Annotated in this window: 23 protein-coding genes; 12 read left to right on the top strand and 11 right to left on the bottom strand. The window is 70.0% G+C overall.

The genetic code is table 11. The annotated features are described in order from the left end of the window. Nucleotides 1–27: 27 nt before the first annotated feature. The gene (locus tag AC3EO4_RS43345) at nucleotides 28–684 is read right to left on the bottom strand and encodes an SDR family NAD(P)-dependent oxidoreductase (protein ID WP_431901530.1); all 657 of its coding nucleotides are present in this window, start codon (nucleotides 682–684) and stop codon (nucleotides 28–30) included. A gap of 94 nt (nucleotides 685–778) precedes the next feature. Here AC3EO4_RS43345 and AC3EO4_RS43340 point away from each other — a divergent pair, with 94 nt between their 5' ends. Continuing rightward, nucleotides 779–1,894, top strand: coding sequence for a GAF domain-containing sensor histidine kinase (locus AC3EO4_RS43340; RefSeq protein ID WP_379578069.1), 1,116 nt, complete (start codon nucleotides 779–781; stop codon nucleotides 1,892–1,894). Beyond that, nucleotides 1,891–2,496, top strand: coding sequence for a response regulator (locus tag AC3EO4_RS43335; protein WP_431901527.1), 606 nt, complete (start codon nucleotides 1,891–1,893; stop codon nucleotides 2,494–2,496). Before AC3EO4_RS43340 ends, AC3EO4_RS43335 begins: the two co-directional genes overlap by 4 nt. A gap of 161 nt (nucleotides 2,497–2,657) precedes the next feature. On the opposite strand, the gene AC3EO4_RS43330 is transcribed toward AC3EO4_RS43335, so the two are convergent. Further along, nucleotides 2,658–3,317, bottom strand: coding sequence for a hypothetical protein (locus tag AC3EO4_RS43330; protein WP_379578065.1), 660 nt, complete (start codon nucleotides 3,315–3,317; stop codon nucleotides 2,658–2,660). Nucleotides 3,318–3,509: 192 nt separating this feature from the next. Between AC3EO4_RS43330 and AC3EO4_RS43325 the strand changes: the two genes are divergently transcribed. Continuing rightward, a complete protein-coding gene (locus AC3EO4_RS43325) occupies nucleotides 3,510–6,392 on the top strand; it encodes a protein kinase domain-containing protein (RefSeq protein WP_431901524.1) in 2,883 nt (960 codons plus the stop codon). Nucleotides 6,393–6,447: 55 nt separating this feature from the next. Here AC3EO4_RS43325 and AC3EO4_RS43320 read toward each other — a convergent pair whose 3' ends face one another. Next, nucleotides 6,448–7,158, bottom strand: a complete 711-nt coding sequence (locus AC3EO4_RS43320; RefSeq protein ID WP_379578061.1) for a hypothetical protein — start codon at nucleotides 7,156–7,158, stop codon at nucleotides 6,448–6,450. Nucleotides 7,159–7,225: 67 nt separating this feature from the next. Between AC3EO4_RS43320 and AC3EO4_RS43315 the strand changes: the two genes are divergently transcribed. The 4 genes from AC3EO4_RS43315 to AC3EO4_RS43300 all read left to right on the top strand — a co-directional run bounded on the left by AC3EO4_RS43315 (nucleotide 7,226) and on the right by AC3EO4_RS43300 (nucleotide 10,228). Next, nucleotides 7,226–8,014 carry an ABC transporter ATP-binding protein gene (locus AC3EO4_RS43315; protein WP_379578059.1) on the top strand — a complete coding sequence of 263 codons (789 nt, stop codon included), beginning with the start codon at nucleotides 7,226–7,228 and terminating at the stop codon, nucleotides 8,012–8,014. An 82-nt stretch (nucleotides 8,015–8,096) separates the two neighbouring features. Then, nucleotides 8,097–9,035, top strand: coding sequence for an SPFH domain-containing protein (locus tag AC3EO4_RS43310; protein WP_431901523.1), 939 nt, complete (start codon nucleotides 8,097–8,099; stop codon nucleotides 9,033–9,035). A 159-nt stretch (nucleotides 9,036–9,194) separates the two neighbouring features. Further along, a complete protein-coding gene (locus AC3EO4_RS43305) occupies nucleotides 9,195–9,950 on the top strand; it encodes a sulfite exporter TauE/SafE family protein (RefSeq protein ID WP_379578055.1) in 756 nt (251 codons plus the stop codon). Nucleotides 9,951–9,979: 29 nt separating this feature from the next. Further along, nucleotides 9,980–10,228: a hypothetical protein gene (locus tag AC3EO4_RS43300; RefSeq protein WP_358128851.1), complete on the top strand. Its 249-nt coding sequence runs from the start codon at nucleotides 9,980–9,982 to the stop codon at nucleotides 10,226–10,228. On the opposite strand, the gene AC3EO4_RS43295 is transcribed toward AC3EO4_RS43300, so the two are convergent. The 6 genes from AC3EO4_RS43295 to AC3EO4_RS43270 all read right to left on the bottom strand — a co-directional run bounded on the left by AC3EO4_RS43295 (nucleotide 10,207) and on the right by AC3EO4_RS43270 (nucleotide 15,733). Then, a complete protein-coding gene (locus AC3EO4_RS43295) occupies nucleotides 10,207–11,025 on the bottom strand; it encodes an NAD(P)H-binding protein (RefSeq protein WP_379578053.1) in 819 nt (272 codons plus the stop codon). The two genes, AC3EO4_RS43300 and AC3EO4_RS43295, sit on opposite strands and share 22 nt — an antisense overlap. Nucleotides 11,026–11,054: 29 nt before the next feature. Further along, on the bottom strand, nucleotides 11,055–11,939 hold the full coding sequence (locus AC3EO4_RS43290) for a Rieske (2Fe-2S) protein (RefSeq protein ID WP_379578051.1): 885 nt from the start codon (nucleotides 11,937–11,939) through the stop codon (nucleotides 11,055–11,057). A gap of 30 nt (nucleotides 11,940–11,969) precedes the next feature. Then, entirely contained in the window at nucleotides 11,970–12,590 is a 621-nt protein-coding gene (locus AC3EO4_RS43285; RefSeq protein ID WP_379578049.1) for an HD domain-containing protein, read from the bottom strand. A gap of 47 nt (nucleotides 12,591–12,637) precedes the next feature. Continuing rightward, nucleotides 12,638–14,734, bottom strand: a complete 2,097-nt coding sequence (locus tag AC3EO4_RS43280; protein WP_431901518.1) for a molybdopterin-dependent oxidoreductase — start codon at nucleotides 14,732–14,734, stop codon at nucleotides 12,638–12,640. A 125-nt stretch (nucleotides 14,735–14,859) separates the two neighbouring features. Beyond that, on the bottom strand, nucleotides 14,860–15,498 hold the full coding sequence (locus AC3EO4_RS43275; RefSeq protein ID WP_379578045.1) for a hypothetical protein: 639 nt from the start codon (nucleotides 15,496–15,498) through the stop codon (nucleotides 14,860–14,862). Between the two features lies 1 nt (nucleotide 15,499). Further along, nucleotides 15,500–15,733, bottom strand: a complete 234-nt coding sequence (locus tag AC3EO4_RS43270; protein WP_431901515.1) for a hypothetical protein — start codon at nucleotides 15,731–15,733, stop codon at nucleotides 15,500–15,502. 531 nt (nucleotides 15,734–16,264) lie between these two features. Between AC3EO4_RS43270 and AC3EO4_RS43265 the strand changes: the two genes are divergently transcribed. Continuing rightward, the gene (locus AC3EO4_RS43265; protein WP_379578041.1) at nucleotides 16,265–17,128 is read left to right on the top strand and encodes a helix-turn-helix domain-containing protein; all 864 of its coding nucleotides are present in this window, start codon (nucleotides 16,265–16,267) and stop codon (nucleotides 17,126–17,128) included. Nucleotides 17,129–17,181: 53 nt separating this feature from the next. Further along, nucleotides 17,182–17,406, top strand: a complete 225-nt coding sequence (locus AC3EO4_RS43260; RefSeq protein ID WP_379578039.1) for a DUF397 domain-containing protein — start codon at nucleotides 17,182–17,184, stop codon at nucleotides 17,404–17,406. An 85-nt stretch (nucleotides 17,407–17,491) separates the two neighbouring features. On the opposite strand, the gene AC3EO4_RS43255 is transcribed toward AC3EO4_RS43260, so the two are convergent. Beyond that, the gene (locus AC3EO4_RS43255) at nucleotides 17,492–17,701 is read right to left on the bottom strand and encodes a DUF6082 family protein (protein ID WP_379578175.1); all 210 of its coding nucleotides are present in this window, start codon (nucleotides 17,699–17,701) and stop codon (nucleotides 17,492–17,494) included. Between the two features lie 137 nt (nucleotides 17,702–17,838). Continuing rightward, complete coding sequence (locus tag AC3EO4_RS43250; RefSeq protein WP_379578037.1) at nucleotides 17,839–19,239, bottom strand: MFS transporter; 1,401 nt, start codon at nucleotides 19,237–19,239, stop codon at nucleotides 17,839–17,841. A 69-nt stretch (nucleotides 19,240–19,308) separates the two neighbouring features. On the opposite strand from AC3EO4_RS43250, the gene AC3EO4_RS43245 reads away from it, so the two are divergent. Genes AC3EO4_RS43245 through AC3EO4_RS43235 form a run of 3 tightly spaced genes read left to right on the top strand, consistent with a single transcriptional unit; the run spans nucleotide 19,309 to nucleotide 22,043 of the window. Then, nucleotides 19,309–20,157 carry a helix-turn-helix transcriptional regulator gene (locus tag AC3EO4_RS43245; RefSeq protein ID WP_431901512.1) on the top strand — a complete coding sequence of 283 codons (849 nt, stop codon included), beginning with the start codon at nucleotides 19,309–19,311 and terminating at the stop codon, nucleotides 20,155–20,157. A 14-nt stretch (nucleotides 20,158–20,171) separates the two neighbouring features. Then, the gene (locus tag AC3EO4_RS43240; RefSeq protein WP_431901510.1) at nucleotides 20,172–21,245 is read left to right on the top strand and encodes a CapA family protein; all 1,074 of its coding nucleotides are present in this window, start codon (nucleotides 20,172–20,174) and stop codon (nucleotides 21,243–21,245) included. A gap of 33 nt (nucleotides 21,246–21,278) precedes the next feature. After that, nucleotides 21,279–22,043, top strand: a complete 765-nt coding sequence (locus AC3EO4_RS43235; protein WP_431901507.1) for an alpha/beta fold hydrolase — start codon at nucleotides 21,279–21,281, stop codon at nucleotides 22,041–22,043. Nucleotides 22,044–22,092: the final 49 nt, after the last annotated feature.

The raw sequence follows: 22,092 nt of genomic DNA, 5'->3' as shown, positions 1-22,092 counted from the left end.
GACGGCTCCGGCGCCGCGGGTCGACGGTCATGGGAGGCTCACCCTGCCGCTCGCGGGACGGCCCTTGATCAGGTCGTGCAGGGCGGCGGCGACGGCCGCGGGGTCGCCCGCGTTCGCGGCCTCCTCCTCGCCCACGGCGTCGGCGAGCATGCGGGTGTTCATCTCGCCCGGGTCCACCCACCAGACCGCCACGTCGGGCTCCTCGGCGGCCAGCACGTTCGAGAGCTGGTCGAGCGCGGCCTTCGTCGCGCCGTACCCGCCCCATCCCTCGTAGGCGCCGGTGGCGGCGTCGGAGGAGATGTTCACCACCGACCCGCGGCGGCGGCGCAGCGCGGGCAGCGTCGCCTGCGTCAGCCCGAGCGGCGCGACCACGTTGGTCGTCAACAGCTCGTCGAAGACGTCGAGGGGATAGTCGGCCAGGCGGGGCAGCGGGGTGGCGCCGAGCCCGCCGGCGTTGTTGACCAGCAGGTCGAGCTCGGGTACGGCCTGCGCGAGCCGCGCCCGGTGGGTGGGATCGGCCACGTCGCCCGCGATGGCCGTCGCGCCCAGCTCGGCGGCGGCCTTCTCCAGTTCCTCGGCACCCCTGGCGGTGAGGACGAGCCGCCATCCGGCGGCCGCCAGCGATCGAGCGAGCGCGAGTCCGAGCCCGCGGGAAGCGCCGGTGATGAGTGCGGTGTTCGTCATGGAGACGACGGTAGGAAGCGCGCACCCGCACGACATCGGGCGCGCGCCCGAGCCCGTGCTGAGCACTTCGACCTAGGACCGTAGGCTGAGGCCCGTGAGCCCCGAATCCGACATCCTGCGAGCGGTGAGCTCGGCCGTCCTGGCCGTCACCCGGCACCTGTCGGTGCGCGAGGTCCTGCAGGTCATCGTCCGCTCGGCGCAGCAGCTGCTCAACGCCAGATACGCGGCGCTCGGCGTGCCCGACGAGGACGGCTCCTTCGCCGAGTTCGTCGCCGAGGGGATCACCGACAAGCAGTGGGAGGCCATCGGGCCGCTGCCCCGCCAGCATGGCATGCTCGGCGCGATGCTCCGCGAGGGGGTCCCCGTCCGCCTGCCCGACCTGACGAAGGACTCCAGGTTCGAGTACTGGCCCAAGGCCCACCCCGTCATGCGTGACTTCCTCGGCGTGCCGATCCTCGACGGCGGCGAGGTGCTCGGCATCATCTTCCTGGCCAACAAGAAGGTGCAGGGCGGGTTCACCGAGGACGACGAGAAGCTGCTGACGATGTTCGCGGCGCACGCCGCGCTCGCGCTGACCAACGCCCGCCTCTACGAGCGGGGGCGCGAGCTGGCCATGCTCGAGGAACGCAACAGGATGGCCCGCGAGCTGCACGACGCGGTCACCCAGAAGCTGTTCTCGCTCCGGCTGACCGCACAGGCCGCCAACGCCCTGCTGCCCGTCGACCCGGCCCGCGCCGCCGTCGAGCTCGACCGCGTCCAGCGCCTGGCCGGAGAGGCGCTGGCCGAGCTGCGCGCCGTCATCGTGGAGCTGCGGCCCGCCGAGCTCGACAGGCACGGCCTCGCCGAGACGCTGCGCAAGCACGTACGGCTGCTCGACAGGCTCCAGCCGTGCCAGGTGACCTTCGTGGGCGACGAGCTGCCTCCGCTGCCCGCCGAGGTCGAGGTGGCCGTCCTGCGCGTGGCCCAGGAGGCGCTCCACAACGCGCTGCGCCACTCCTACGCCGAACGGGTCGAGGTCAGGCTCACGTACGCGTCAGGCAAGCTGGCGCTCCTGGTGCGCGACGAGGGCGTAGGGTTCGACGACTCCGAGCAGCTGCGGGGGCTCGGGCTGGTGTCGATGGGCGACCGCGCCGAATCCGTCGGCGGCAAGGTGACCGTGACGTCCGTGCCGGGACAGGGCACGGTGGTGCGCATGGAGGTGGGCGTGTGATCCAGGTGCTGATCGCTGACGATCATCCGGTCGTACGGCAGGGCCTGCGCACCTTCCTCGACCTGCAGGACGACATCACCGTCGTCGGCGAGGCGGGGGACGGGGAGGAGGCGGTCTCCCTGGTGGAGGCGCTCCGTCCCGACGTGCTGCTGCTGGACCTCAAGATGCCCGTCCTCGACGGCCTCGGCACGCTCGAACGGCTCGGCGGCTCCCCGACCAGGATCCTCGTGCTGACCTCGGTGAGCGACCGGTCCGACGTGGGGCCCGCGATACGGGCGGGGGCGGCCGGGTTCCTCTACAAGGACGTCGACCCGAACGCGCTCGTCCAGGCGGTGCGGGCGGTACACGGCGGGCAGGTGCTGCTGGCTCCCGAGGCGGCCTCGGCGATGATGGCGGCCGAGGCCGCGCAGGTCCCGCTGACGGAACGGGAGCGGGAGGTGCTCCGGCTGATCGCCGCAGGCCGGTCGAACAAGGAGATCGCCCGGGATCTGGCGGTGGCGGAGAAGACGGTCAAGACGCATGTGTCGAACGTGCTGATGAAGCTCGGCGTCCAGGACCGCACCCAAGCGGCCCTCTACGCCGTCCGCCACGGCCTGGCCTGAACCGTCACCCTCCGATCCTGGTATCCCCGGATGGGCGGCGGCCCCCGGGCGGTGTGTCCCCGAAAAGACCTGGGCCCCCGGACAGGTGTGCTTGTCCGGGGGCCGGTGCCGTCGGGGGTCTTCGACCGGGTTTCACAACCGCGCGAAGCCCCCGAAAGGCGTCAGGTGTCCTTCTTCTCGTTCCGCTCCACCCGCGTCGGGGACGGCGGGTTCCACTTCGGCGGCGGAGGCGGCGGGGGAGGCGTGTAGGTCCCGCTACCCGTGCGCCGCTTCTTCTGCGGCCAGACGATCTTCGTCCTGGTGTTCTTCATGTACAGGTGGCCCTTGAGGCCCATCCGGGCGAGTTCCTCCTGGTCGAGGTCCTCCGCGCCGGTGGGCAGGTCGTAGGCCACCACGCCGAGCTTGGCGTTGGCCGACCCCTTGGTGTCCTTCTTCAGGGTCAGCTGGAAGTTGAGCCAGGTCGTGCCGCCCACCGGTACCTGGTACCGCGGCATGCACAGGAAGACCTGACCTTCCCAGACGCACTGGGTGCCCTTCGGGCCGCCCCACTTCAGCGTCGGCACGACGCCCTTGGGCACGAAGCCGCCGATGCCGAAGTAGTCGGCGTCGTAGGGCCCGAGGTTCTTGGCCTTGATGTAGTACGTGATCTTGCCGCCGCGCTTCGTCGCCTTGTTGTACGAGACGCTCACGCTGAACTTGGAGAATGGATCCTTCTTGGCCGCCGCCACCACAGGGCCGGCCAAGGGCGCGACCGCCGCCGCCGCGGGTGCCGCCGCGGCAAGTGGGGCCAGTGGCGCGATCAGGCCAAGCCCTAAGAACATGCCGACTGCTCGGCGCATCGTGCAGCTCCCCCCTAACGGAACTGGAAATCCCCCATTCTCTAGGCGATTATTGCCCAGAGCAAAGATTTCGCAAAGAGTGATGATCTATCGTGATATGACGTTGCTTGCACACTGTGCAGTGAGCCGGTCACTCTTGCGACTGGGGGGAATCGCACGAGGGGGAGGGCTCAGGTGCCTGACAAGCACCCGTTACAGCCAGGAGACCCAGCCGAGCTGGGCCAGTACCGGTTGCTCGGGCGGCTGGGCAAGGGCGCGCAGGGGATCGTCTACAAGGCCGAGGGTCCTGACGGCGAACTGGTCGCGATCAAGCTCCTCAACACCAGGCTCGACGCCCCCGGCATCGACGCCGAACGGTTCATGCGCGAGGTCGCGGCCGCCAGGCGGGTGGCGCAGTTCTGCACCGCACAGGTGCTCGGCGCGAACATGGACGGCGAGCTGCCGTACATCGTCAGCGAGCTGGTAGAGGGCGTCTCTCTCCAGCGCGTCGTGCAGATGGACGGCCCTCGCTCGGGCGGCGCCCTCTACCGCCTGGCCGTCGGTACGGTCACCGCGCTCGCGGCCATCCACCGCGCCGGAATCGTCCATCGTGACTTCAAGCCGAGCAACGTGCTGCTGGGCCCCGACGGCCCACGAGTGATCGACTTCGGCATCGCCAGGGCGCTCGACTCGTCGATGACGCTCAGCAGCGGGGTCGTGGGCACGCCCGCCTACATGTCCCCCGAGCAGATCTCGGGTGAGCGGGTCGGGCCCGCGAGCGACCTGTTCAGCTGGGCCCTGACGATGACGTACGCGGCCACCGGCGCGCCGGCGTTCGGCCAGGACAGCCTGCCCGCGGTCATCTACCGCGTGATGAACGACGAGCCCGACCTGTCGGCGTTCCCCGACAGCCTGCGGCCGCTGGTGCAGGCGTGCCTGAGCAAGCGGGCGGAGGAGCGGCCCTCCGCGGCCGAAGCGCTGTTCTCGCTGCTGGAGAACCAGGGCGCGGCTGCCGAGCGGGACGCCGAGGTGGCGATGACCACGGGGTCGCAGGTGGCGGCCGAGGAGGTGACGCCTCAGGGGCTGTTCGACTCCCTGCCCGACGGCTGGGCGAAGCCGCAGGAACCCGCCGCCGACGCGCCTGCCGCGGGCCTGTCGCAGGCTGGTCAGGGCCGGCACCCGATCGAGGGTCCGCCTCATCCGGCTCCCCCGAGCCCGGGCGGGGCGCAGGAGGGCCCGTACGGCCGGCCCCCGGTCAACCCGATCCCCGCGCAGTCCACCCCCGGCGGGTGGGTGAGCCCGTCGGACTCCTACCCCGGCGGGTGGGCCAACCCCTCGGGTACGCCGTACGTTCCGCCGCAGCCGCCCGCCCCGCCGTACGGCCAGCCGTATGGACCGCCGCCACAGGCCTTCGTACCGCCCCAGCCGGGCCCCTCCCACCAGGACCACCCGCCACACCAAGGCCCCTCCTATCAGGGCGGCGTTCCCCCGAGGCCGCTGCACCAGGGGCCGCCTCGCGAGGGCCTCCCGCAGCAGGGAGGCCCCCAGCAGGGAGGCCCGCAGCAGGGAAGCCGGCCGCAGGGGCTTCAGAGCCAGGAGCCGCCGCGCCAGGGCCCGCCGTATGCCGGTGGGTCCGGGCCTGGCTCGCCGTACCCGGCCCCGGCGCCAGGCGGTACCCCTCCGCACGGCGGTACCCCTCCGCACGGGGGCGGTGGCCTCCCCGGCGCGGGCTCGCCCGACGCCGGCTCCCAGCGAGCGGGGGCCGGCGGGAGAGCGGGAGCGCAGGGTAAGGCCTCGCCCGCGCGCGACAACGACAACGACGCGTTCTTCAGGGAGACCAGGCCCGAGGAGCAGCGCGCGGAGGACTCGTCGCGCCGCCGCAGAGCGGTGATGGTCGGCGGCGCGCTGGTCGTGGCGCTCGCGCTGGCGGCGGGCGTCCTGCTGTTCGTGCCGCGCGCGTTCGAGGGTCCGGTGGATCCGTCGCCGAGCCCGCTCGCCAACGGGACACCCACGGCGCAGGCCTCTCCTTCCGCCTCCCCTTCGGCGTCGGTGTCCGTCTCGCCGACGGGTTCCGCTCCGCCGACCCCTGCCCCGACGGTCGCGCCCACCGGGCCGCCCGTGGCGCTTCCCGCGCTCGGCAAGCAGGACGGCAAGTCGCTGTCCGGCCACAGCGAAGCCGTCCAGTCGCTGTCGGCGATCAAGATCGGGGACGGTCTGCGGTTCGTGTCCGGCGGGCAGGACGGCGTGCTGCGCGTCTGGGATCCCGTCAAGCGCACCACCGTCAACAAGCTGCGCGGCCACGACAACGACATCTACGCGGTCGCCTGCGTGACCGTCGGCTCCACGCCGATGGCCGTGACCGGGGGCTACGACCACACGGTCCGCCTGTGGAACCTCAAGACCCGCAAGGGCACGGTCCTCGGCAGGCATCCGATCGCGGTGTTCGCGGTCGCGGTGGGCAAGGTGGGCGGCAAGTACGTCGCGGTCACCGGCGACGGCGACGGCATGCTGCGGTTCTGGGACGTGAAGAAGCGCAAGCAGATCGGCTCGGTCAAGGCGCACGCCAAGGACGTCAACTGGCTGAGCGTCGGCCGCGTGGGCGACCGCCCCGTGGTCGTCTCGGCGAGCGAGGACAAGACGCTGCGGGTGTGGGACCTGGCCAAGCGCAAGGCGTACGGCAAGACGTACAAGGGCCACAGCAAGGCGGTGTTCTCCGTCGCGGTGGGCCAGGTGGACGGCAAGGCCGTGGTGGCCTCGGGCGGAAAGGATGAGAAGATCCGCCTCTGGGACCCGAAGACGGGCCGCTCGATCGGCAAGCCCATGTCGGGGCACTCGAGCAACGTGTACTCGCTGTCGTTCGGCTCGGTTGACGGCAAGGCGGTGCTGGCGTCGGGCAGCACCGACGGGACGATCCGCCTGTGGGACCCCGAGAGCCAGAAGGCCCTGGGCCGCTCGGTGAAGGCGCACGGGGGCGGGGTGTACTCGGTCGCGGTCGCCACGGTGGAGGGCGCTCCCGCGGTGGTGTCGGCGGGCAAGGACAAGCGCATCAAGATCTGGCGCTTCGGTTCGGCCCCGTAACGCCCGACGCCGCCCGCGGAATCCCCGGGGCGGGTGCCTGCCGTACGGCTGAGCTCTAGGACCGGGGCTCGAAGACGGCGTGGTGGGCGGAGACGAGCGCGCGGCGGACGGCCGCGTCGAGCGAGCGGAGCGCCACCGCTCGGGCGGCGATCTGCGCGGACGTCAGCCCCCGCTCGTCGGCCATGCGCAGCGCCGTCGACAGGCGGGCGGCCAGCGCCGACACCCGGTGGGCGCGCGGCGGGTACCCGGGCGCCAGCTCGCCCCCGCCGGGCAGCTGACCTGGATGTCCCTGCAGCGGACCCTGCACGCCCGCCAGCGCCTCGGTGGCCTCCCGCATGGCGCCGGTCAGCTCCCGCTCGGCCTCCGCCAGCGACGGCAGGTCGGCCCGCGGCGGCCCCGACTCGTGGACGGCGAGCCGCACCCCCACGTAGGACGAGCCGCGCAGGTCCTGCGCGGGCACGAGCCCGACGACCCGATCCTTCAGCACGGCGATCGCCGCCTCTCCCGCCTCCACCGCGGCCGCGTTGAAGGCCGTTGGCCCGGAAAGTCCCAGCGGATCACCGGGAGCGGGCAGCGCGAGACGGAGTTCGGTGAGACCGTCGACTCGTAGCTCGGCAAGATAGCGGCGCAGCGGCAGCGAACCGACGACGACCGGTCCTGACAACTTCTCGACCTGGTCGGCGGCCTCGTCGAGGCCGACATGTCCGGTCAGCCAGGCGTTGCCCCACGCGACGAGCGACGGTGAGATAGGCGTTTGAGGGCGCACCGGTCCACGATATGCGCTCGCCCTGCAATAGGTTGGTCCCCGAGCGGTCCATAGGGAGGTATCAGCGATGGGTGGTCAGGTGCTGCGGCTCCAGGACGTGGGTGTCCGGCGGGACGGGGCGGCCCTGATACGCGGCATCGACTGGGCGGTCAACGAGGACGAGCGCTGGGTCGTCATCGGACCGAACGGCGCGGGCAAGACGACGCTGCTGCAGGTCGCCGCCACGTTGCTGTTCCCCAGCGAGGGCGCGGTCGAGGTGCTGGGCGAGCGCATCGGGCAGACCGACGTGTTCGACCTTCGTCCGCGCATCGGTCTGGCCAGTTCGGCGCTGGCGGAGAAGGTGCCGGCCGAGGAGAAGGTCATCGACCTGGTGCTGACCGCGTCCTACGCGATCCTGGGCCGCTGGACGGAGGAGTACGACTCCCACGACGTCACCCGTGCGGTCGAGCTGATCGACATGATGGGCGTCGCGCACCTGATCAGGCGGCGTTTCGGCACGCTGTCGGAGGGTGAGCGCAAGCGCGTCCAGATCGCCCGCGCCCTCATGCCGGACCCCGAACTGCTGCTGCTCGACGAGCCCGCCGCGGGGCTCGACCTGGGCGGGCGCGAGGATCTCGTACGGCGGCTCGGGACCCTGGCCGGCGACTACCGTTCGCCCACGATGGTGCTGGTCACGCACCACGTGGAGGAGATTCCCTCCGGGTTCACCCACGCGATGCTGCTGCGTCACGGCTCGGTCGTCACCCAGGGGCCGATCGAGCATGTGATGACCGCCGACAACCTCTCGCGGACGTTCGGGGTGCCGCTGGTCCTGGAGCGCAACTCCCACGGCCGCTGGTACGCCAGGCCTCAATAGCATTTGTACGGATAACGGCTGCTACAAGGGAAAACCAAATATCATCTTCGGGAGCCGGACCTACGACTCTCGGAGAGTGGACATGGGCACCGAGCAGCTGATCGTCGCGCTTGTCGTGGTCGCGGTGGTGGGGTTCGCGCTGGCGAGGACGGTCCGGATCATCCCGCAGGCCACTGCGGCGATCATCGAACGGCTCGGCCGCTACCATCGCACGCTCGCCCCTGGGCTCAACCTCGTCGTGCCGTTCATCGACAGGATCAAGGAGATGATCGACCTGCGGGAGCAGGTCGTGTCGTTCCCTCCGCAGCCGGTCATCACCTCCGACAACCTCGTGGTCTCCATCGACACGGTCATCTACTTCCAGGTGACCAACCCGAAGGCGGCCACCTACGAGATCGCGAACTTCCTCATCGGCGTCGAGCAGTTGACGGTCACGACGCTGCGCAACGTCGTCGGCGGGATGGACCTGGAGCGGACGCTCACCTCCCGCGAGGAGATCAACACCGAGCTGCGCGGGGTGCTCGACGAGGCGACGGGCAAGTGGGGGATCAGGGTCAACCGCGTCGAGCTGAAGGCGATCGACCCGCCCGCGTCGATCCAGGACTCGATGGAGAAGCAGATGCGGGCCGACCGGGACAAGCGGGCCGCGGTGCTGACGGCGGAGGGGCAGAAGCAGGCGGCGATCCTGACGGCCGAGGGCGAGAAGCAGGCGGCGGTGCTCAGGGCCAGAGGCGAGGCGGAGGCGGCGGTCCTGCGGGCTCAGGCCGAGGCGGAGGCCGCGGCGATGCGAGCCAAGGGCCAGGCGGACGCGATCGGGATGGTGTTCAGGGCGATCCACGAGGGCAAGCCTGACGAGCGGCTGCTGGCCTACCAGTACCTGCAGATGCTGCCGGAGATCGCCAAGGGCGACGCCAACAAGCTGTGGATCGTGCCTTCCGAGATGGGCAAGGCCCTGGAGAATCTCGGCGGCCTGTTCGGCGGCACGAAGGACACCAAGGACACCAAGGACACGCAGGAGTAATCCACCCCCCGCGAGCCGCCGCCACGGTGCCCGGTACGCCCCTTCCGACGGCCGCCCGCCTCGACACGCGCCGATGAGTGCCGACCCCGGAGCAGGGCAGATGAGGGCCTACGTCTAGGCTCTGGCGGCAGTGCATACGGAATACGAAAGGGGCGGGACGTGACGCCGTGGGAAGCGGTCGCGATCTGCGCGGCCGGAGTCGCAGCCGGAGCCATCAACGCCGTCGTCGGATCGGGGTCGCTGATCACCTTTCCCACGCTGGTGGCCGTAGGCGTCGACCCTGTCACGGCCAACGTGTCGAACAACATCGGCCTCGTCCCCGGCTCCTTCACCGGCGCGTACGGCTACCGCGCCGAGCTCAAGGGCCAGCGTGACCGTCTGGTCAAGCTGGGCATGGGCTCGGCGCTCGGTTCCCTGGTCGGCGGCCTGCTCCTGCTGGTCCTCGACCCTGACGTCTTCAAGGTCGTCGTCCCCGTCCTGATCGCGATCGCCTGCGTGCTGGTCGTCCTGCAGCCCAAGTTGAACGGCTGGCTGGCCGCGCGCCGGGAGCACGCCCACCCCGACGGCGGCCCGATGCTGTGGCTGGGGGTGTTCGGCGCGGGGGTCTACGGCGGCTACTTCGGCGCCGCCCAGGGCGTGCTGCTCATCGGTCTGCTCGGCGCCTTCCTGACCGAGGACCTGCAGCGGGTCAACGCCGCGAAGAACGTCCTGTCGCTGATCGTCAACGCCACGGCGGCCGTGCTGTTCACGATCATCGCGCCGGTGGACTGGTGGGCGGTGCTGATGGTGGCGCTCGGCGCGACGCTGGGCGGTTTCCTGGGCGCGAAGGTGGGTCGCCGGTTGCCCGCTCCGGTGCTGCGCGGGTTCATCGTGTGCGTGGGAATCGTCGCCATCATCAAACTGGTGTACGGATAAATCCCAGCTAAACGGGTATAAATCAGGGCATGAAGGGTGATCGGGTCGAGATCGTGATCGACGCGGGAGGCACCCCGCGCACCTACGAAGTGATCGCCACCAAAGCGGGCAGGCGCGTCGAAGTCGCCACCAGACGGGGCCTGGTCGAGGTCAGCGAGGTGACAAGAAGCGGCACGGCCGTACGCACCGCGCGCTTCATGTCCAGCAGGATCCTCGCCCTCGTCGAGCACCCCGCCGACGCACCCCGTCCAGCGGGTCAGCGGAAGTCGGCCGCGTGATCGGCGGCCCACTCCGCGAATGACCTCGCGGGGCGGCCCGTCAGCCGCTCCACCGTGTCCGTGACCTCCTCGGGAGCGGTGACGAAACTCCCCCAGGCGGAGACGGCCTCCCGTGCCAGCACGGGATCGCCCCACGCGGCCGCCATCTGCGCCACCGCCTCCTCGGGCGGCAACTCCTCCCACCGCACCTCGCGTCCCACGGCCGAGCCGATGATCCGCACCTGCTCGGCCTGGGTGATCGTGGCGGGCCCGCTCAGCACGGGAGCCTGCCCGACGAGATCGTCCGACAGCAACGCCTTCACCGCGACGGCGGCGATGTCGGCCTCGTGGATCAGCGAACGGGCCGCCGCGCCGTGCACCCACCTGACCGTGCCCTCGCGGACCTGCTCGGCCCAGCCGAGCGTGTTGGACGCGAAACCGCCGGGCCGCAGGAACGTCCACTCCAGCGGTGACGCCTGGATGAGGCGCTCGACGTCCTTGTGGAACATCGTGGAGTCCTCGGGAAGGTTCGCCGACAGGTAGACGACGCCGCGCGCGTGCTCGGCGACGAGGTCGACCACCTTGGCCGCCGTCTCGGCGGCGAAGCCGGGCCAGATGAGCAGGACCCTGTCGACCCCTTCGAGGGCTGCGGCCAGTGAAGAGGGGTCGGTGAGGTCACCCTTGACGACCTCCACCCCCTCGGGGAAGGAGGCCTTGGCCGGGTTCCTGACGAATGCCCTGACCTGGGCGCCTTCGGCGACGAGAAGGTTGACTGCGTGGCGGCCGACGTTGCCGGTCGCTCCGGTGACGAGAATCATGAGAACGACCGTAAAAGTTGAACGAAGGTTTAAGTCAAGGGGCGCACCTGGATGGTGCCGTCCTGCCGTACGCGGGTCTCGAAGGTGGGCGCGGGCGCGGTGGCGGGGCCGTGCTTGACCGAGCCGTCGGTCAACCGGAAGGTGCTGCCGTGCCAGGGGCAGACGACGCACGGCACGCCGTTCTTCATCACGATCCTGCCCTGGTGAAGCGGGCCCGCCAGATGCGAGCACTGGTCGGCGAGCACGGTCACACCGTCGCCGTGACGCATGACGAACAGCTGGATGTAACCGAGCCTGCGGGCCACGGGCCTGCCCTGGGGCAGGTCGTCGAGCTGGCACAGGTCGTGCCAGCCGAGCGGGACCAGGTGCGCGACCTGCTCGGCGTGGTTGGCGCCCGCCGCCTGCCGGTAGGCCAGGTGGCCGCCGAGGTAGCCGCCGACGGCGGCCGCGCCGAGCCCCACGAGCGACAGCGCCTTGCCGCCGCCCTCCCGCCCCGCCAGCCTGAGCAGCAGCGATCCGGAGAACAGGCTCACCGCGGTCAGGTTCACCAGCATGTGGACGAACCCCACCCGCTGCTGCTCGAGGTGCAGCGAGGACCAGTCGGTGATCCCGGCGGCGGCCGTCGGCAGCGCCCCTCCGATCCCCGCGGCGATCAGGGTCCGCGCGGCGCGCGGGTCGGTCTTCGCGAAGTCGAGCAGGGTCGCCGACACCCAGCAGCCGAGCGTCACGGTCGCCAGCGGCGGATGGAGCGGCTTGCCCGTGGGCACGCCGTGCAACCAGTCGCGGAACGTCCCCGGCCTGATCTTCTCGCGTACGGCTTTCGCCAGCATCCTGATCGGCCGGTCCATCGACCTGCTCTTCTCGAGCCTGTCGGCGAGATCGACCGGTCCCGCCAGCCTGACTTTCTCCTTCACGACCGAACCCCTACCCCAGCGGTAAGGGGGTCACTCGGACAGATGACCTCTGCGGACCGAGAGGTCGACCAGTTCGTACGCGTAGGCGCCCAGCGAGGCCGATCCCTCCTCGATGATCTTCACTTTCTCGCGCACCTGGTCGGCCCGCACCTTGAACAGCGGCCACGTGCCACCCTCGGTGTGATGGTTGGCCAGGATCGGGGCGAACCTGTCGAGCGCCTTGGCGAATCGCGCCTCCACCGTCTCGCGCGCCTCGAACTCCTCCCACAGCTCCCTGAAGAGGGTCGCCTGGTCCGGGGGGAGCAGCGCGAAGATCCGGTCGGCGGCGGCGCGCTCGGCCTCCAGTTGCGCCGCCACCGCCGCCGCGTCGTAGATGAACGTGTCGCCCGCGTCGATCTCCACCAGGTCGTGCACGAGCAGCATGGCGACCACGCGCTGGACGTCCGTGCCGGGCGGCGCGTGCTCGCCCAGGATCATCGCCAGCATGCCGACGTACCAGGAGTGCTCGGCGTCGTTCTCCCGCCGCGAGCCGTCCATGAGGCTGTTGCGGCGGATCACCCTCTTCAGTTTGTCGATCTCCAGGGCGAAGGCGATCTGGGTGTTCAGTCGGTCCTCTTCCGGGGCGCTAGTCACGCGCGACACCCTATGCATGACCAACGCGTCCGTCGACCGCAATGATCACGGAGGCCCGTTCTTCGTCACACCGCCTCGACGGTGACGGGGACCCCGTTGAACACGGCGTTGCCGGAAGGGACGTCGATCGCGGCGTCGTCGGTCAGCGTGTTCGCGCTGACCCCCGGATGCTCGGCGGCCACCGCCTGCGCGCTTCCCGCGTGGCCCCAGCCGTGCGGGAGGCTCACCACACCCTGCATGATCGTGTCCGTGGGCTCCAGCGTGACCGTGAGCCGTCCCGTGGCCGAGGTGACCACCGCCTCGCCGTCGAGCCCGAGCCGTGCCACGTCCGCGGGGTTGATCTGCAACGTGCACCTGTTGCTGCCGCCCACCAGCGTGCTGACGTTGTGCATCCAGCTGTTGTTCGAGCGCAGATGCCGGCGGCCGATCAGCACCATCTCGGGAGGAGCGTGCTCCAGCCGTTCCCTCAGTCGCTCCACGTCCTCCAGGAGCTGCGCAGGCGCCAGCTCGACCCGCCCGGAGGCCGTGTGGAGGGCGCCGGGCAGCCGGGGCTCCAGCGGGCCGAGGTCGAGTCCGTGGGGGTTCTCGCGCAGCTTGGCCAGGGAAAGCTCGTAGGGGCCGAGTCGCAGCATCATGTCGAGCCTGCGCTCGGCGCCCGTCTCGCCGTCGAACTGGAGCTCCACATCGGCCTTCTGGAGCGTCTGGTCGATGATGAACTCGTCCAGGTCGCCCTCGAGTCCCGAGGCGATCATCGTGAGCCTGGCCATGATCTCCGACTCCGACGGCCGACCGTCCAGCGGCAGGATGGGCGGCGAGTAGCGCGCGTAGTTGCGCACCGCGAAGCCCAGCAGCGCGAAGTCGTAGTGCCCCGACTGCAGGACCCGCGGCGGCGGCAGAATGACGGTCGCGTGCCTGGTCGTCTCGTTCAGGTACGGGTCCACGCTGACCATGAAGTCGAGCTGCTCGAACGCCTCGCCCAGCCGGGCCCCGTTGGGCGCCGACAGCACGGGGTTGCCCGCCACCGTCACCAGGAAGCGGACCTGACCCTCGCCAGGCGTCTCGATCTCGTCGGCGAGCGTCGCCACGGGCAGCTCGCCGTTGGCCTCGGGCAGCCCGCGCACCCTGCTCTTCCACCTGCCCGTGGTGTACGGCCTGCGGGACCTCGGCGTCTCGGTCGCCGGCATGGGGAACATCGCCCCTCCCGGCCTGTCGAGGTTGCCCGTCAGCGTGTTCAGCACGTCGACCAGCCACTGGGCGAGCGTGCCGAACTCCTGGGTGCAGGTGCCGATCCGCGCGTAGACGGCGGCGGACGGGGCGGCGGCCAGCTCGCGGGCCAGCCGGACGATCGTCTCCTCGGGCACGCCGGTACGGCGGGCGACGACCTCGGGGGTGAAGTGCCTGGCCGCCTGCCTGACCTCCTCCAGGCCGTTGACCTCGCACGACACCGCGGTCAGGCCTTCGGCGAACAGCGTGTGGACCAGGCCGAACAGCAGGTAGGCGTCGGCGCCGGGCCGTACGAACACGTGCTCGTCGGCCAGCGCCGCGGTCCTGGTGCGCCGCGGGTCCACCACGACCACCTTGCCGCCTCGCCGCCTGATCGCCTTCAGCCTGCCGGGGAAGTCGGGCGCCGTGCACAGCGAGCCGTTCGACTCGAGCGGGTTGGCGCCGAGCATCAGCAGGTAGCCGGTGCGGTCCAGGTCGGGGACGGGGATGCGCAGCGGGTGGCCGAACATCAGCCCGCATGCCACGTGCTTGGGCATCTGGTCGGCCGTGCTGGCGGAGTAGACGTTCCTGGTGCCGAGCGCCCTGATGAGCGGCGCGCCGTAGAGCGCGCCCGCCATGGTGTGCGCGCTGGGGTTGCCGAGGTAGACGGCGATCGACTGGCGGTCCTTCACAGCCGGGATGGCGCGGGCGACGGTGTCGAAGGCCTCCTCCCACGTCACCTCGCGCCACTGGTCGCCTTCGCGGACCAGCGGCTTGCTGAGGCGGTCGGGGTCCTCGTCGAGGCGGCCGAGGCTGGCGCCCTTGGGGCAGATGAATCCCTTGCTGAACGGGTCGTCCTTGTCGCCCTTCACGCTGGTGACGTTGCCACCCTCGTCGAGGGTGAGCGTCAGGCCGCAGACGGCCTCGCAGAGGGGGCAGGTGCGGTGCACGGTCGTCATCGCTGCTCCTGAGTTCGTCATCTGAACTCATCTTGTCCCGTACGGCAGGCCGTGGGAAGGCCCGGGAGCCGGGGTCTTCGGGAGCATCTCGTCCCCCGAAGACCCCGGCCCCCCTCCTGGATGGATCAGGCGGGAACGAGCAGTCTGGCGGTATCGGGCGGCTCCTCGATGTCGGCGCGGGTGGATCGCAACGCGACCCATCCGCTCCTGCCGTACAGCCGCTCGAGGCCTGGACTCACCGCACCGGCGGTCGCCTCGCGCCGGATGATCTCGACGATCACCAGATGAGCCCACCTGCGGTGCTTGTGGATCCTGACGTCCCGCGCGAAGCAGGCCGCCTCGATCTCTCCCGCGAAGGCCTCGAAGTCCTCCGCGCAGATGCCGGCTCTGGTGAGCACCAGCGCCTTTTCTCCCATGGCCGTGGGCGTGATCCACAGGACGAGCGGGATCCTGCCCGACCGGGTGTGCATGGTCGTCTCCAGGCAGACCCGCTGCAGCCGGTGACGGGAGGCGACGCACCACACGTGCGCGACGAGCCAGTTACGGCCCGCGCGGGTGGCGGCGGGCATCGAGATCGCGCTGGTGAGCGCGATGAAAGGGACCCATCGGCCGCCCCCGAACGCGCCCGCGACGACCACGACGAGCCCTACGGCGAGCAGCAGTTCGGTGCGGATCCGCCAGAGCCTGGCCAGCGCGCTGGAGCGCTCCGCCGCCGGCAGGTCCGCCACGGCGGGGTGAACCTGGTGCCGAGGATTGCGCGACATCTCACGACACCTCCTCGGGGACCAGCGAGGTGCGCGGCACCTTGAGCTGGTCGAACCTCGGGTCGCGGTACAGGCGGGAGCCGAATCCCGTGCGGCTGACGGTCCAACCGCGCCGGTGGGCGAACTCGTCGGGCTCCATGCAGATGTCCCTGTCGGCCCGTGCGATCCACCCTGCGACCAGGTCCCGGATCCGGGACTTGATTCGGCTGAGTCCCTTGGTACCTTGTGAGTACATAGAAGACCCCTTTCGCGGCATTCTTGAGGTGGACTTCTGGCCGGGCCGGGCGCTGAGTGCTCGACCGTCACCCGGGTGGCAGCCCGTCAGTGTGACGATTCGGGATCGGCGTCGGTCCGGCTTCGTGCTGAATACCTGTGTCGCCTTTATCTGAACGGCGCCGTTGCCGGAAGGGGCGGCCTCGTGGGCCGCGCTTGGAGCGTCTGCGGAAGGCTCCGTGTGCGTATCGTCATCTCGCCTTCCTGGCCTGATCGTCCTCCCGTGACCTGGCCGCGGCAATAGCTCCAGCGGAAGAAAATTCAAATTTCTTCGCAATTCCCGCCGGGAGATGCGGCGCACAAGCTGATGCAACTTGCATGCGACGTTGCAGTGACGCCTGAGACGGGAGCGAAGGTGGCCGCCCGCGTTCGCGGGCTTCTCTCTTGCTCCCACCGTCCTCCCGTGGAAGCCTTATGGCAAGTCTTCGTGCGAGTCCCCGTGCAACTTGCACGGTCTCCATCACACTTTCGTTCCCGATGAGGAGAGCGGACGGTGCCACCAGAGCAGAGCAGCCCGACGGTGCGCAGGCTCAAGCTCGGCCAGGAGCTGCGCCAACTGCGCGAGCGCAGGAGCATGACGGGCGCCAGGGCGGCGAGTGAGCTGGGCTGGTCGCCGAGCAAGGTGAGCAGGATCGAGGCCGCCAAGACCAAGCCGAGCACCGACGACGTCAGGGCACTGGCCAAGCTCTACAAGGTCGACGATCCGAAACTGGACGAGCTGCTCGGATTGTTGGCTGATGCGTATCAGCGGGGCTGGTGGGAAGATTACGAAGGAACCCTGCCCGGGGCGTACACCAGATTCCTCGGGTTGGAGGCGGAGGCCAGGTTCCAACAAGGCTGGGAACCCCAGGTTGTGCCAGGCCTTCTGCAAACCGAGGACTACGCGCGGGAGGTCATCCTGGCCACTCGCGGCATCGTGCGCATCACGCACAGCGGTGTCCGAAGCCGGGTCGAGGCCCGGCTCGCCAGGCAACAGCGCGTCCTGCACAGACCTGATCCGTGCACGCTGCACGTCGTTCTGGACGAGTCGGCCCTGATGCGGCGTTTCGGTGAGCCCTCGGTGATGCGGGCGCAGATGGAACACCTGATAGAGGTGTCCGTCCTGCCTCATGTGTGCGTCCAGGTGCTGCCGCTGGAGTCGCTCCATCCGGTCAACACCGGCGCCTTCATCCATCTGCGGTTCGCGGCTTTCGACGATGTTGTATATCTGGAGCAGCTCTACAACGCACGCTTCGTCGAAGACCTCGAGCTGGTGGCTGGATACGAAACAGCCTTCAACCACATCAGGTCGGAGGCCCTGGACGAGAACGAATCACGCGTCCTCATCCAGCGCAAAGCCATGATGTGGAGAAGGTGACGACGAAGTGTTAACAGGGGCAATGGCGCCCCTTTTACCCATTTGGGGAGAAAATGCACATCGATACCTCCAGGGCGGCCTGGCAGAAGAGCAGCTTCTGCAACGGCGCTTCCACCTGCGTCGAGGTCGCCAGCCTGGCCGACGGCAGCGTCGCGCTCAGGGACGGCAAGGAGCAGGACGGTCCCGTCCTGGTCTTCACCCCGAGCGAGTGGGACGCCTTCACGGCCGGAGTTCGCGACGGCGAATTCGACCTGGCCGCGCTTGCGGCGAGCGCATAAAGAACGGCCCTGGCAGGTTGCTGGCACAACCCTCAGGGCCGCTCACTTCAGCCCGCCCGCAAGACGAGTGCAGAAGATCTTCACATCATGACACACGCCGGCCGCGGCCCCTCCTGACCCACACCAGCACCCCGACCAGCGCCGCTGCCGCCGTGCGCGGCGTCGGCGCAGGCGTGGCCTTCCACACGCCGTCGAGGATTCCGGCGAACCGCGCGTGACGGCGATTCTTCGCAACCGTCATCCTGTGCTCACGCGTTCGCTCCCAGAAACGCCTGCCCGCCTCCGTCGCGAACACATCGTGCCGCGCGTACTCCACCAAAAGGCCTGCGCCCGAGGAGGGCTGACCGGCTCAAGGGACGCGAGCCGGGCCTGGTCACCCGAAGTCCGGCAGCGCGAAGCCTTGTGGTGTCCTCCACGCGAGATCACGCGGTTTTATGCCTGGGAGACCTTCGGGCGGATGAGGAAGACCGAGCTCAACCCGGCAAGGGCGGCGAGTGCCGCCAGGGCGATGGCCGTACCGATGGAGGCCTGTCCTGTGTGTCCCTGCATCAGCGAGATGAACAGCGTGCCGACCGTGGCCACACCGATCACCTGACCCAGCTGCATGACCGTGAGCAGGGCGCCGCTGGCGTCGGCCGCGTAGGCGGCGTCGACCTGCTGGGTGGCCATGTTGGTCACCGCGATCTGCACACCGAGCCCCGCGCCGATGAGCGCGCTGAGGATCGCGTACGGCAGGCCGCCCCCCGAGGCGGCGGCCAGCCCGAGGTAGGCGGGCGCCGCGATGACGTACCCGAACGGCACGAGCGTACGCTGCAGCCGCTGCGGCAGCCTGGGCCAGGCCAGCCCGACGGCGGCGAAGGCCAGCGCGCACGGCACCAGCATCAGGCCGGACATCAGCGGCGTCAGGTGCAGTTCGCCCTGGAGGTGCAGCGCCGAGGTGAACAGGAACGCCCCCCAGGTGGCGGGGCCGAACAGCAGCACCGCGAGTCCGGGCCGCATGCCGGGCGCGCGCAGGACCCTGGCGTCCACCAGGGGACGGCCGCCGCGGGCGGTCACCCAGCGCTCCACGCGGATGAACAGCGCGAAGACCGCGAGACCCGCCGCCATCGACACCCATCCCCACAGTGGCCAGCCGAGGTCGCGGCCGAGCACCAGCGGCACGATGACCAGCAGGACCGCCGAGGAGAGCGTGACCAGGCCGAGCGGGTCCAGTCCCGCCCTGCCGCCGCCCTGGTCGGCGGGGAGCACCCGAAGCCCCGCGACGAGCAGCAGCGCGCCGATCGGCACGAGCACGAGGAAAACGATCCGCCAGCCGACGCCGAATCCCAGCAGGATGCCGCCGAGCGCCTGGCCGACGACGATGCCCCCGCTCACCACCGCCGACCAGAGGCCGAGCGCCCTGCCGCGCGCCTCGCCCTGGTAGTTGCGCTGGATCAGCGTCAGCACCTGCGGCATCATGAGCGCCGCTCCCGCGCCCTGCGCGAAGCGGAAGGCGACCAGCGCTCCTGTGGACGGCGCCAGCCCGCAGCCGAGTGTGGTCAAGGTGAACAGGGCCAAGCCGGTCAGGAAGGTGTTGCGGTAGCCGAACAGGTCGCCGACCCTGGCACCGGTGATCAACAGGACGGCATAGGTGATGGTGTAGCCCGCGACGATCATCTGCAGCCCCGCGCCCGACGAGTGCAGGTCGGCCTCGATCGTGGGGGTGGCGACGTTGACGATGTTGACGTTCAAGATGGCGAGGAACTGGCCAAGCAGGACGATGGCCAGGAGGAGGCCACTGCTCCTTGTCGTGGTCGTCGCTGCGGCCGTGGCCGTGGCCGAGGTTTGGGTCATGCTACTACGGTGCTGGGTGGTGGATACTAGTAAAAAGAGTCCATTTATCCCGGTATTGGTGGCACCCGGATGAGTAAGCGACGCGATGACCTGTCGGCCTTCCTGCGCTCCCGCCGCGAACGGGTGTCGCCCGAGATGGCGGGGCTGCCGCCCGGCACCCGCAGGCGTACTCCCGGCCTGCGCAGGGAAGAGGTCGCCCAGCTCGCAGGCGTGGGCGTCACCTGGTACACGTGGCTGGAGCAGGGCCGGCCCATCAACGTCAGCCTGCAGGTCCTCGACTCCATCGCGCGCACACTGATGCTCGACACCGCCGAGCGCCAGCAGCTCTACCTGCTGGCGGGACACGCCGTCGCCTCCCCCGTGCACGACTCCACCCGTGTCACGCCCGCCATGCAGGAGATCATCGACAGGCTCAGCCCGTTGCCCGCGTCGTTCAGCACGAGCCGCCATGACGTCCTGGCCTGGAACCCGGCCTACGCCGCGCTCTTCCCCGAACTGGTCGGCGCCCCCGAGGAGGAGCGCAACACGCTGTGGCAGTGCTTCGTCAACGCCGAGTGGCGGACCGCGCTCGTCGACAGGGAGCAGGAACTGCACGGCAGCGTCGCCGTCTTCCGCGGGGCCTACACCCGCCACGCCGACGACCCCATGTGGCGCGACTTCGTGAAGCGGCTGTCGGCGGCCAGCCCCGAGTTCGCCAGGCTGTGGGCCACCCACGACGTGGCCGACCCCCGTTCGAGGGAGAAGACGTTCGACAACGACATGGTGGGGCGGCTGCGGTTCACGAGCACCATGTTCAACTGCACGGGCGCCCCCGAGACCCGGATGATCGTTTACACTCCGGTCGACGAGGCCACACATTCGGCCGTGGTGTGGCTCACCGCGCACAGCGAGCGCGCGCATGGCATGCTCGGTGCCTGAAACCGGGAGGGTGAATGAGAGCGAGCCGCGCTGTGGCCGTTGCTGGCGTCGCGATCGCGCTGACCGCCTGTTCGGCGGCGAAAGGCGATCCCGTCACGGATGTGGCGGAGAAGCCGACGATTTCCCCGAGCCTGCTGCAGGAGCCGGAGCGCACGCCGTACACGATCTCCTTCGGTGGTGACGTGCACTTCGAGGGCGTGCTGAGGGGCAGGCTCAACAACCCGCGCACCGCGCTCGGCCCGATCGCCAAGGTGCTCAAGTCGTCGGATCTGGCGATGGTCAACCTGGAGACGGCGATCACCACCGCCGGCACCCCCGCGCCGGGCAAGCAGTACACCTTCCGCGCGCCCGCCTCTGCCTTCACGGCGCTCAAGGCCGCGGGCGTGGACGTGGTCTCGATGGCCAACAACCACGGCATGGACTACATGGAGAGCGGCCTGACCGACTCGCTCGCCGCGATCAAAAGGTCCAAGTTCCCCGTCGTGGGCATCGGCAGGAACGAGACCGAGGCCTACCGGCCCTACCGCGTCACGGTCAACGGCAACCGCGTGGCGATCATCGGCGCCACCCAGGTGCTCGACGCCGAGTTCATCCAGTCGTGGACCGCCTCGGGCGACAAGGGCGGGCTGGCCTCGGCGAAGAACGAGGCCCGCCTGATCCGTGCGGTACGGCAGGCCCGCAAGAGCGCCGACACGGTGATCGTGCACCTCCACTGGGGCACCGAGATGCAGAAGTGTCCCAACCCCGCCCAGCGTCTGCTGGCCCCCAAGCTGGTCAAGGCCGGAGCGGACGTCATCGTCGGCGGCCACGCGCACATCCTGCTCGGCAGCGGCTTCATCGGCAACTCCTACGTCAACTACGGCCTGGGCAACTTCGTCTTCTACAACTGGGGCCCCGAGACCGGCAGGACAGGCGTGCTCACGCTCACGATCGACGGGCGCAAGGTGATCAAGGACAGGTGGACGCCCGCGACCATCCAGGGCGGCGTGCCGATCCCGCTGACCGGGGCGGCCAGGATCCAGGCCGTCTCCGGCTGGAAGGACCTGCGTTCGTGCACGGGTCTGGCCGGGAGCCCGGCCGACAGTTAACTTTGGACCGTGCGTCTAATAGATTCCGGTGAGGTGCGATTAGCCGTCTACGAGCAGGGCGACCCCGCCGGCCCGACGATCCTGTTCCTGCACGGCTACCCCGACGACCACCGCGTGTGGGACCAGGTCGTCCGGCGGCTGGAGGGCGGCCACCACATCGTCCGCTACGACGTGCGGGGAAGCGGTGGGTCCTCCGCGCCCCGCTCCGTCAGCGGCTACCGGCTCGAACGGCTCGCCGCCGACATGGACGCCGTGCTCGACGCCGTCGGCAAGCCCCAGGTGCACCTCGTCGCCCACGACTGGGGCTCCATCCAGGGCTGGTACGTGGCCGGCAGGAGCGACAGGCTCGCCTCCTTCACCACGATCGGCGGTCCCGGGCTCGACCAGACCGCCGCGTTCTTCCGCCAGGCGGGCCGTACCCGGGTGCTCGGGCAGCTGCTGCGGTCCTGGTACATCGCAGGTTTCCAGCTCCCGGTGCTCCCCGAGCTGGTCATGGGCGCGCTCGCCCCCGCGCTCGGCGCCACCGCCGCAGACGCCCGCAACGGGCTCGACCTCTACCGCGCCAACATGCTCAACCGCCTGCGACGGCCCGGCGACCCGCGCGTGAACACGCCCGTGCAGCTCATCGAATGCACCCGCGACCCCTTCGTCTCGCCCTGGCTGCTCGCCTCGCTACGGCAGTGGGCGCCGGTGTTCAGGCGCGAACGGATCGCCGCCGACCACTGGGCGCAGCGCACGCAGCCCGAAGCGGTGGCCAAGCTGGTCGCCGAGTTCGTCGACTCGCGGAACAAAACGTGAGCGGCATTCCACGCGGTTCTACAATCCCGGTTTTCCCGGCGACGCCCGG

Source organism: Nonomuraea sp. bgisy101, from assembly GCF_057708945.1.
The sequence above is the reverse complement of the archived record's forward strand: the minus strand, read 5'-3'. Positions and strand labels throughout refer to the sequence as shown.

Coding starts and splice junctions, on each gene's coding strand:
- AC3EO4_RS43345 (WP_431901530.1), bottom strand. CDS start 684: ATGACGAACACCGCACTCATCACCGGCGCTTCCCGCGGGCTCGGACTC.
- AC3EO4_RS43330 (WP_379578065.1), bottom strand. CDS start 3,317: ATGTTCTTAGGGCTTGGCCTGATCGCGCCACTGGCCCCACTTGCCGCG.
- AC3EO4_RS43315 (WP_379578059.1), top strand. CDS start 7,226: ATGGGTGGTCAGGTGCTGCGGCTCCAGGACGTGGGTGTCCGGCGGGAC.
- AC3EO4_RS43310 (WP_431901523.1), top strand. CDS start 8,097: ATGGGCACCGAGCAGCTGATCGTCGCGCTTGTCGTGGTCGCGGTGGTG.
- AC3EO4_RS43300 (WP_358128851.1), top strand. CDS start 9,980: ATGAAGGGTGATCGGGTCGAGATCGTGATCGACGCGGGAGGCACCCCG.
- AC3EO4_RS43295 (WP_379578053.1), bottom strand. CDS start 11,025: ATGATTCTCGTCACCGGAGCGACCGGCAACGTCGGCCGCCACGCAGTC.
- AC3EO4_RS43285 (WP_379578049.1), bottom strand. CDS start 12,590: ATGCATAGGGTGTCGCGCGTGACTAGCGCCCCGGAAGAGGACCGACTG.
- AC3EO4_RS43280 (WP_431901518.1), bottom strand. CDS start 14,734: ATGACGACCGTGCACCGCACCTGCCCCCTCTGCGAGGCCGTCTGCGGC.
- AC3EO4_RS43275 (WP_379578045.1), bottom strand. CDS start 15,498: ATGTCGCGCAATCCTCGGCACCAGGTTCACCCCGCCGTGGCGGACCTG.
- AC3EO4_RS43270 (WP_431901515.1), bottom strand. CDS start 15,733: ATGTACTCACAAGGTACCAAGGGACTCAGCCGAATCAAGTCCCGGATC.
- AC3EO4_RS43260 (WP_379578039.1), top strand. CDS start 17,182: ATGCACATCGATACCTCCAGGGCGGCCTGGCAGAAGAGCAGCTTCTGC.
- AC3EO4_RS43250 (WP_379578037.1), bottom strand. CDS start 19,239: ATGACCCAAACCTCGGCCACGGCCACGGCCGCAGCGACGACCACGACA.
- AC3EO4_RS43245 (WP_431901512.1), top strand. CDS start 19,309: ATGAGTAAGCGACGCGATGACCTGTCGGCCTTCCTGCGCTCCCGCCGC.
- AC3EO4_RS43240 (WP_431901510.1), top strand. CDS start 20,172: ATGAGAGCGAGCCGCGCTGTGGCCGTTGCTGGCGTCGCGATCGCGCTG.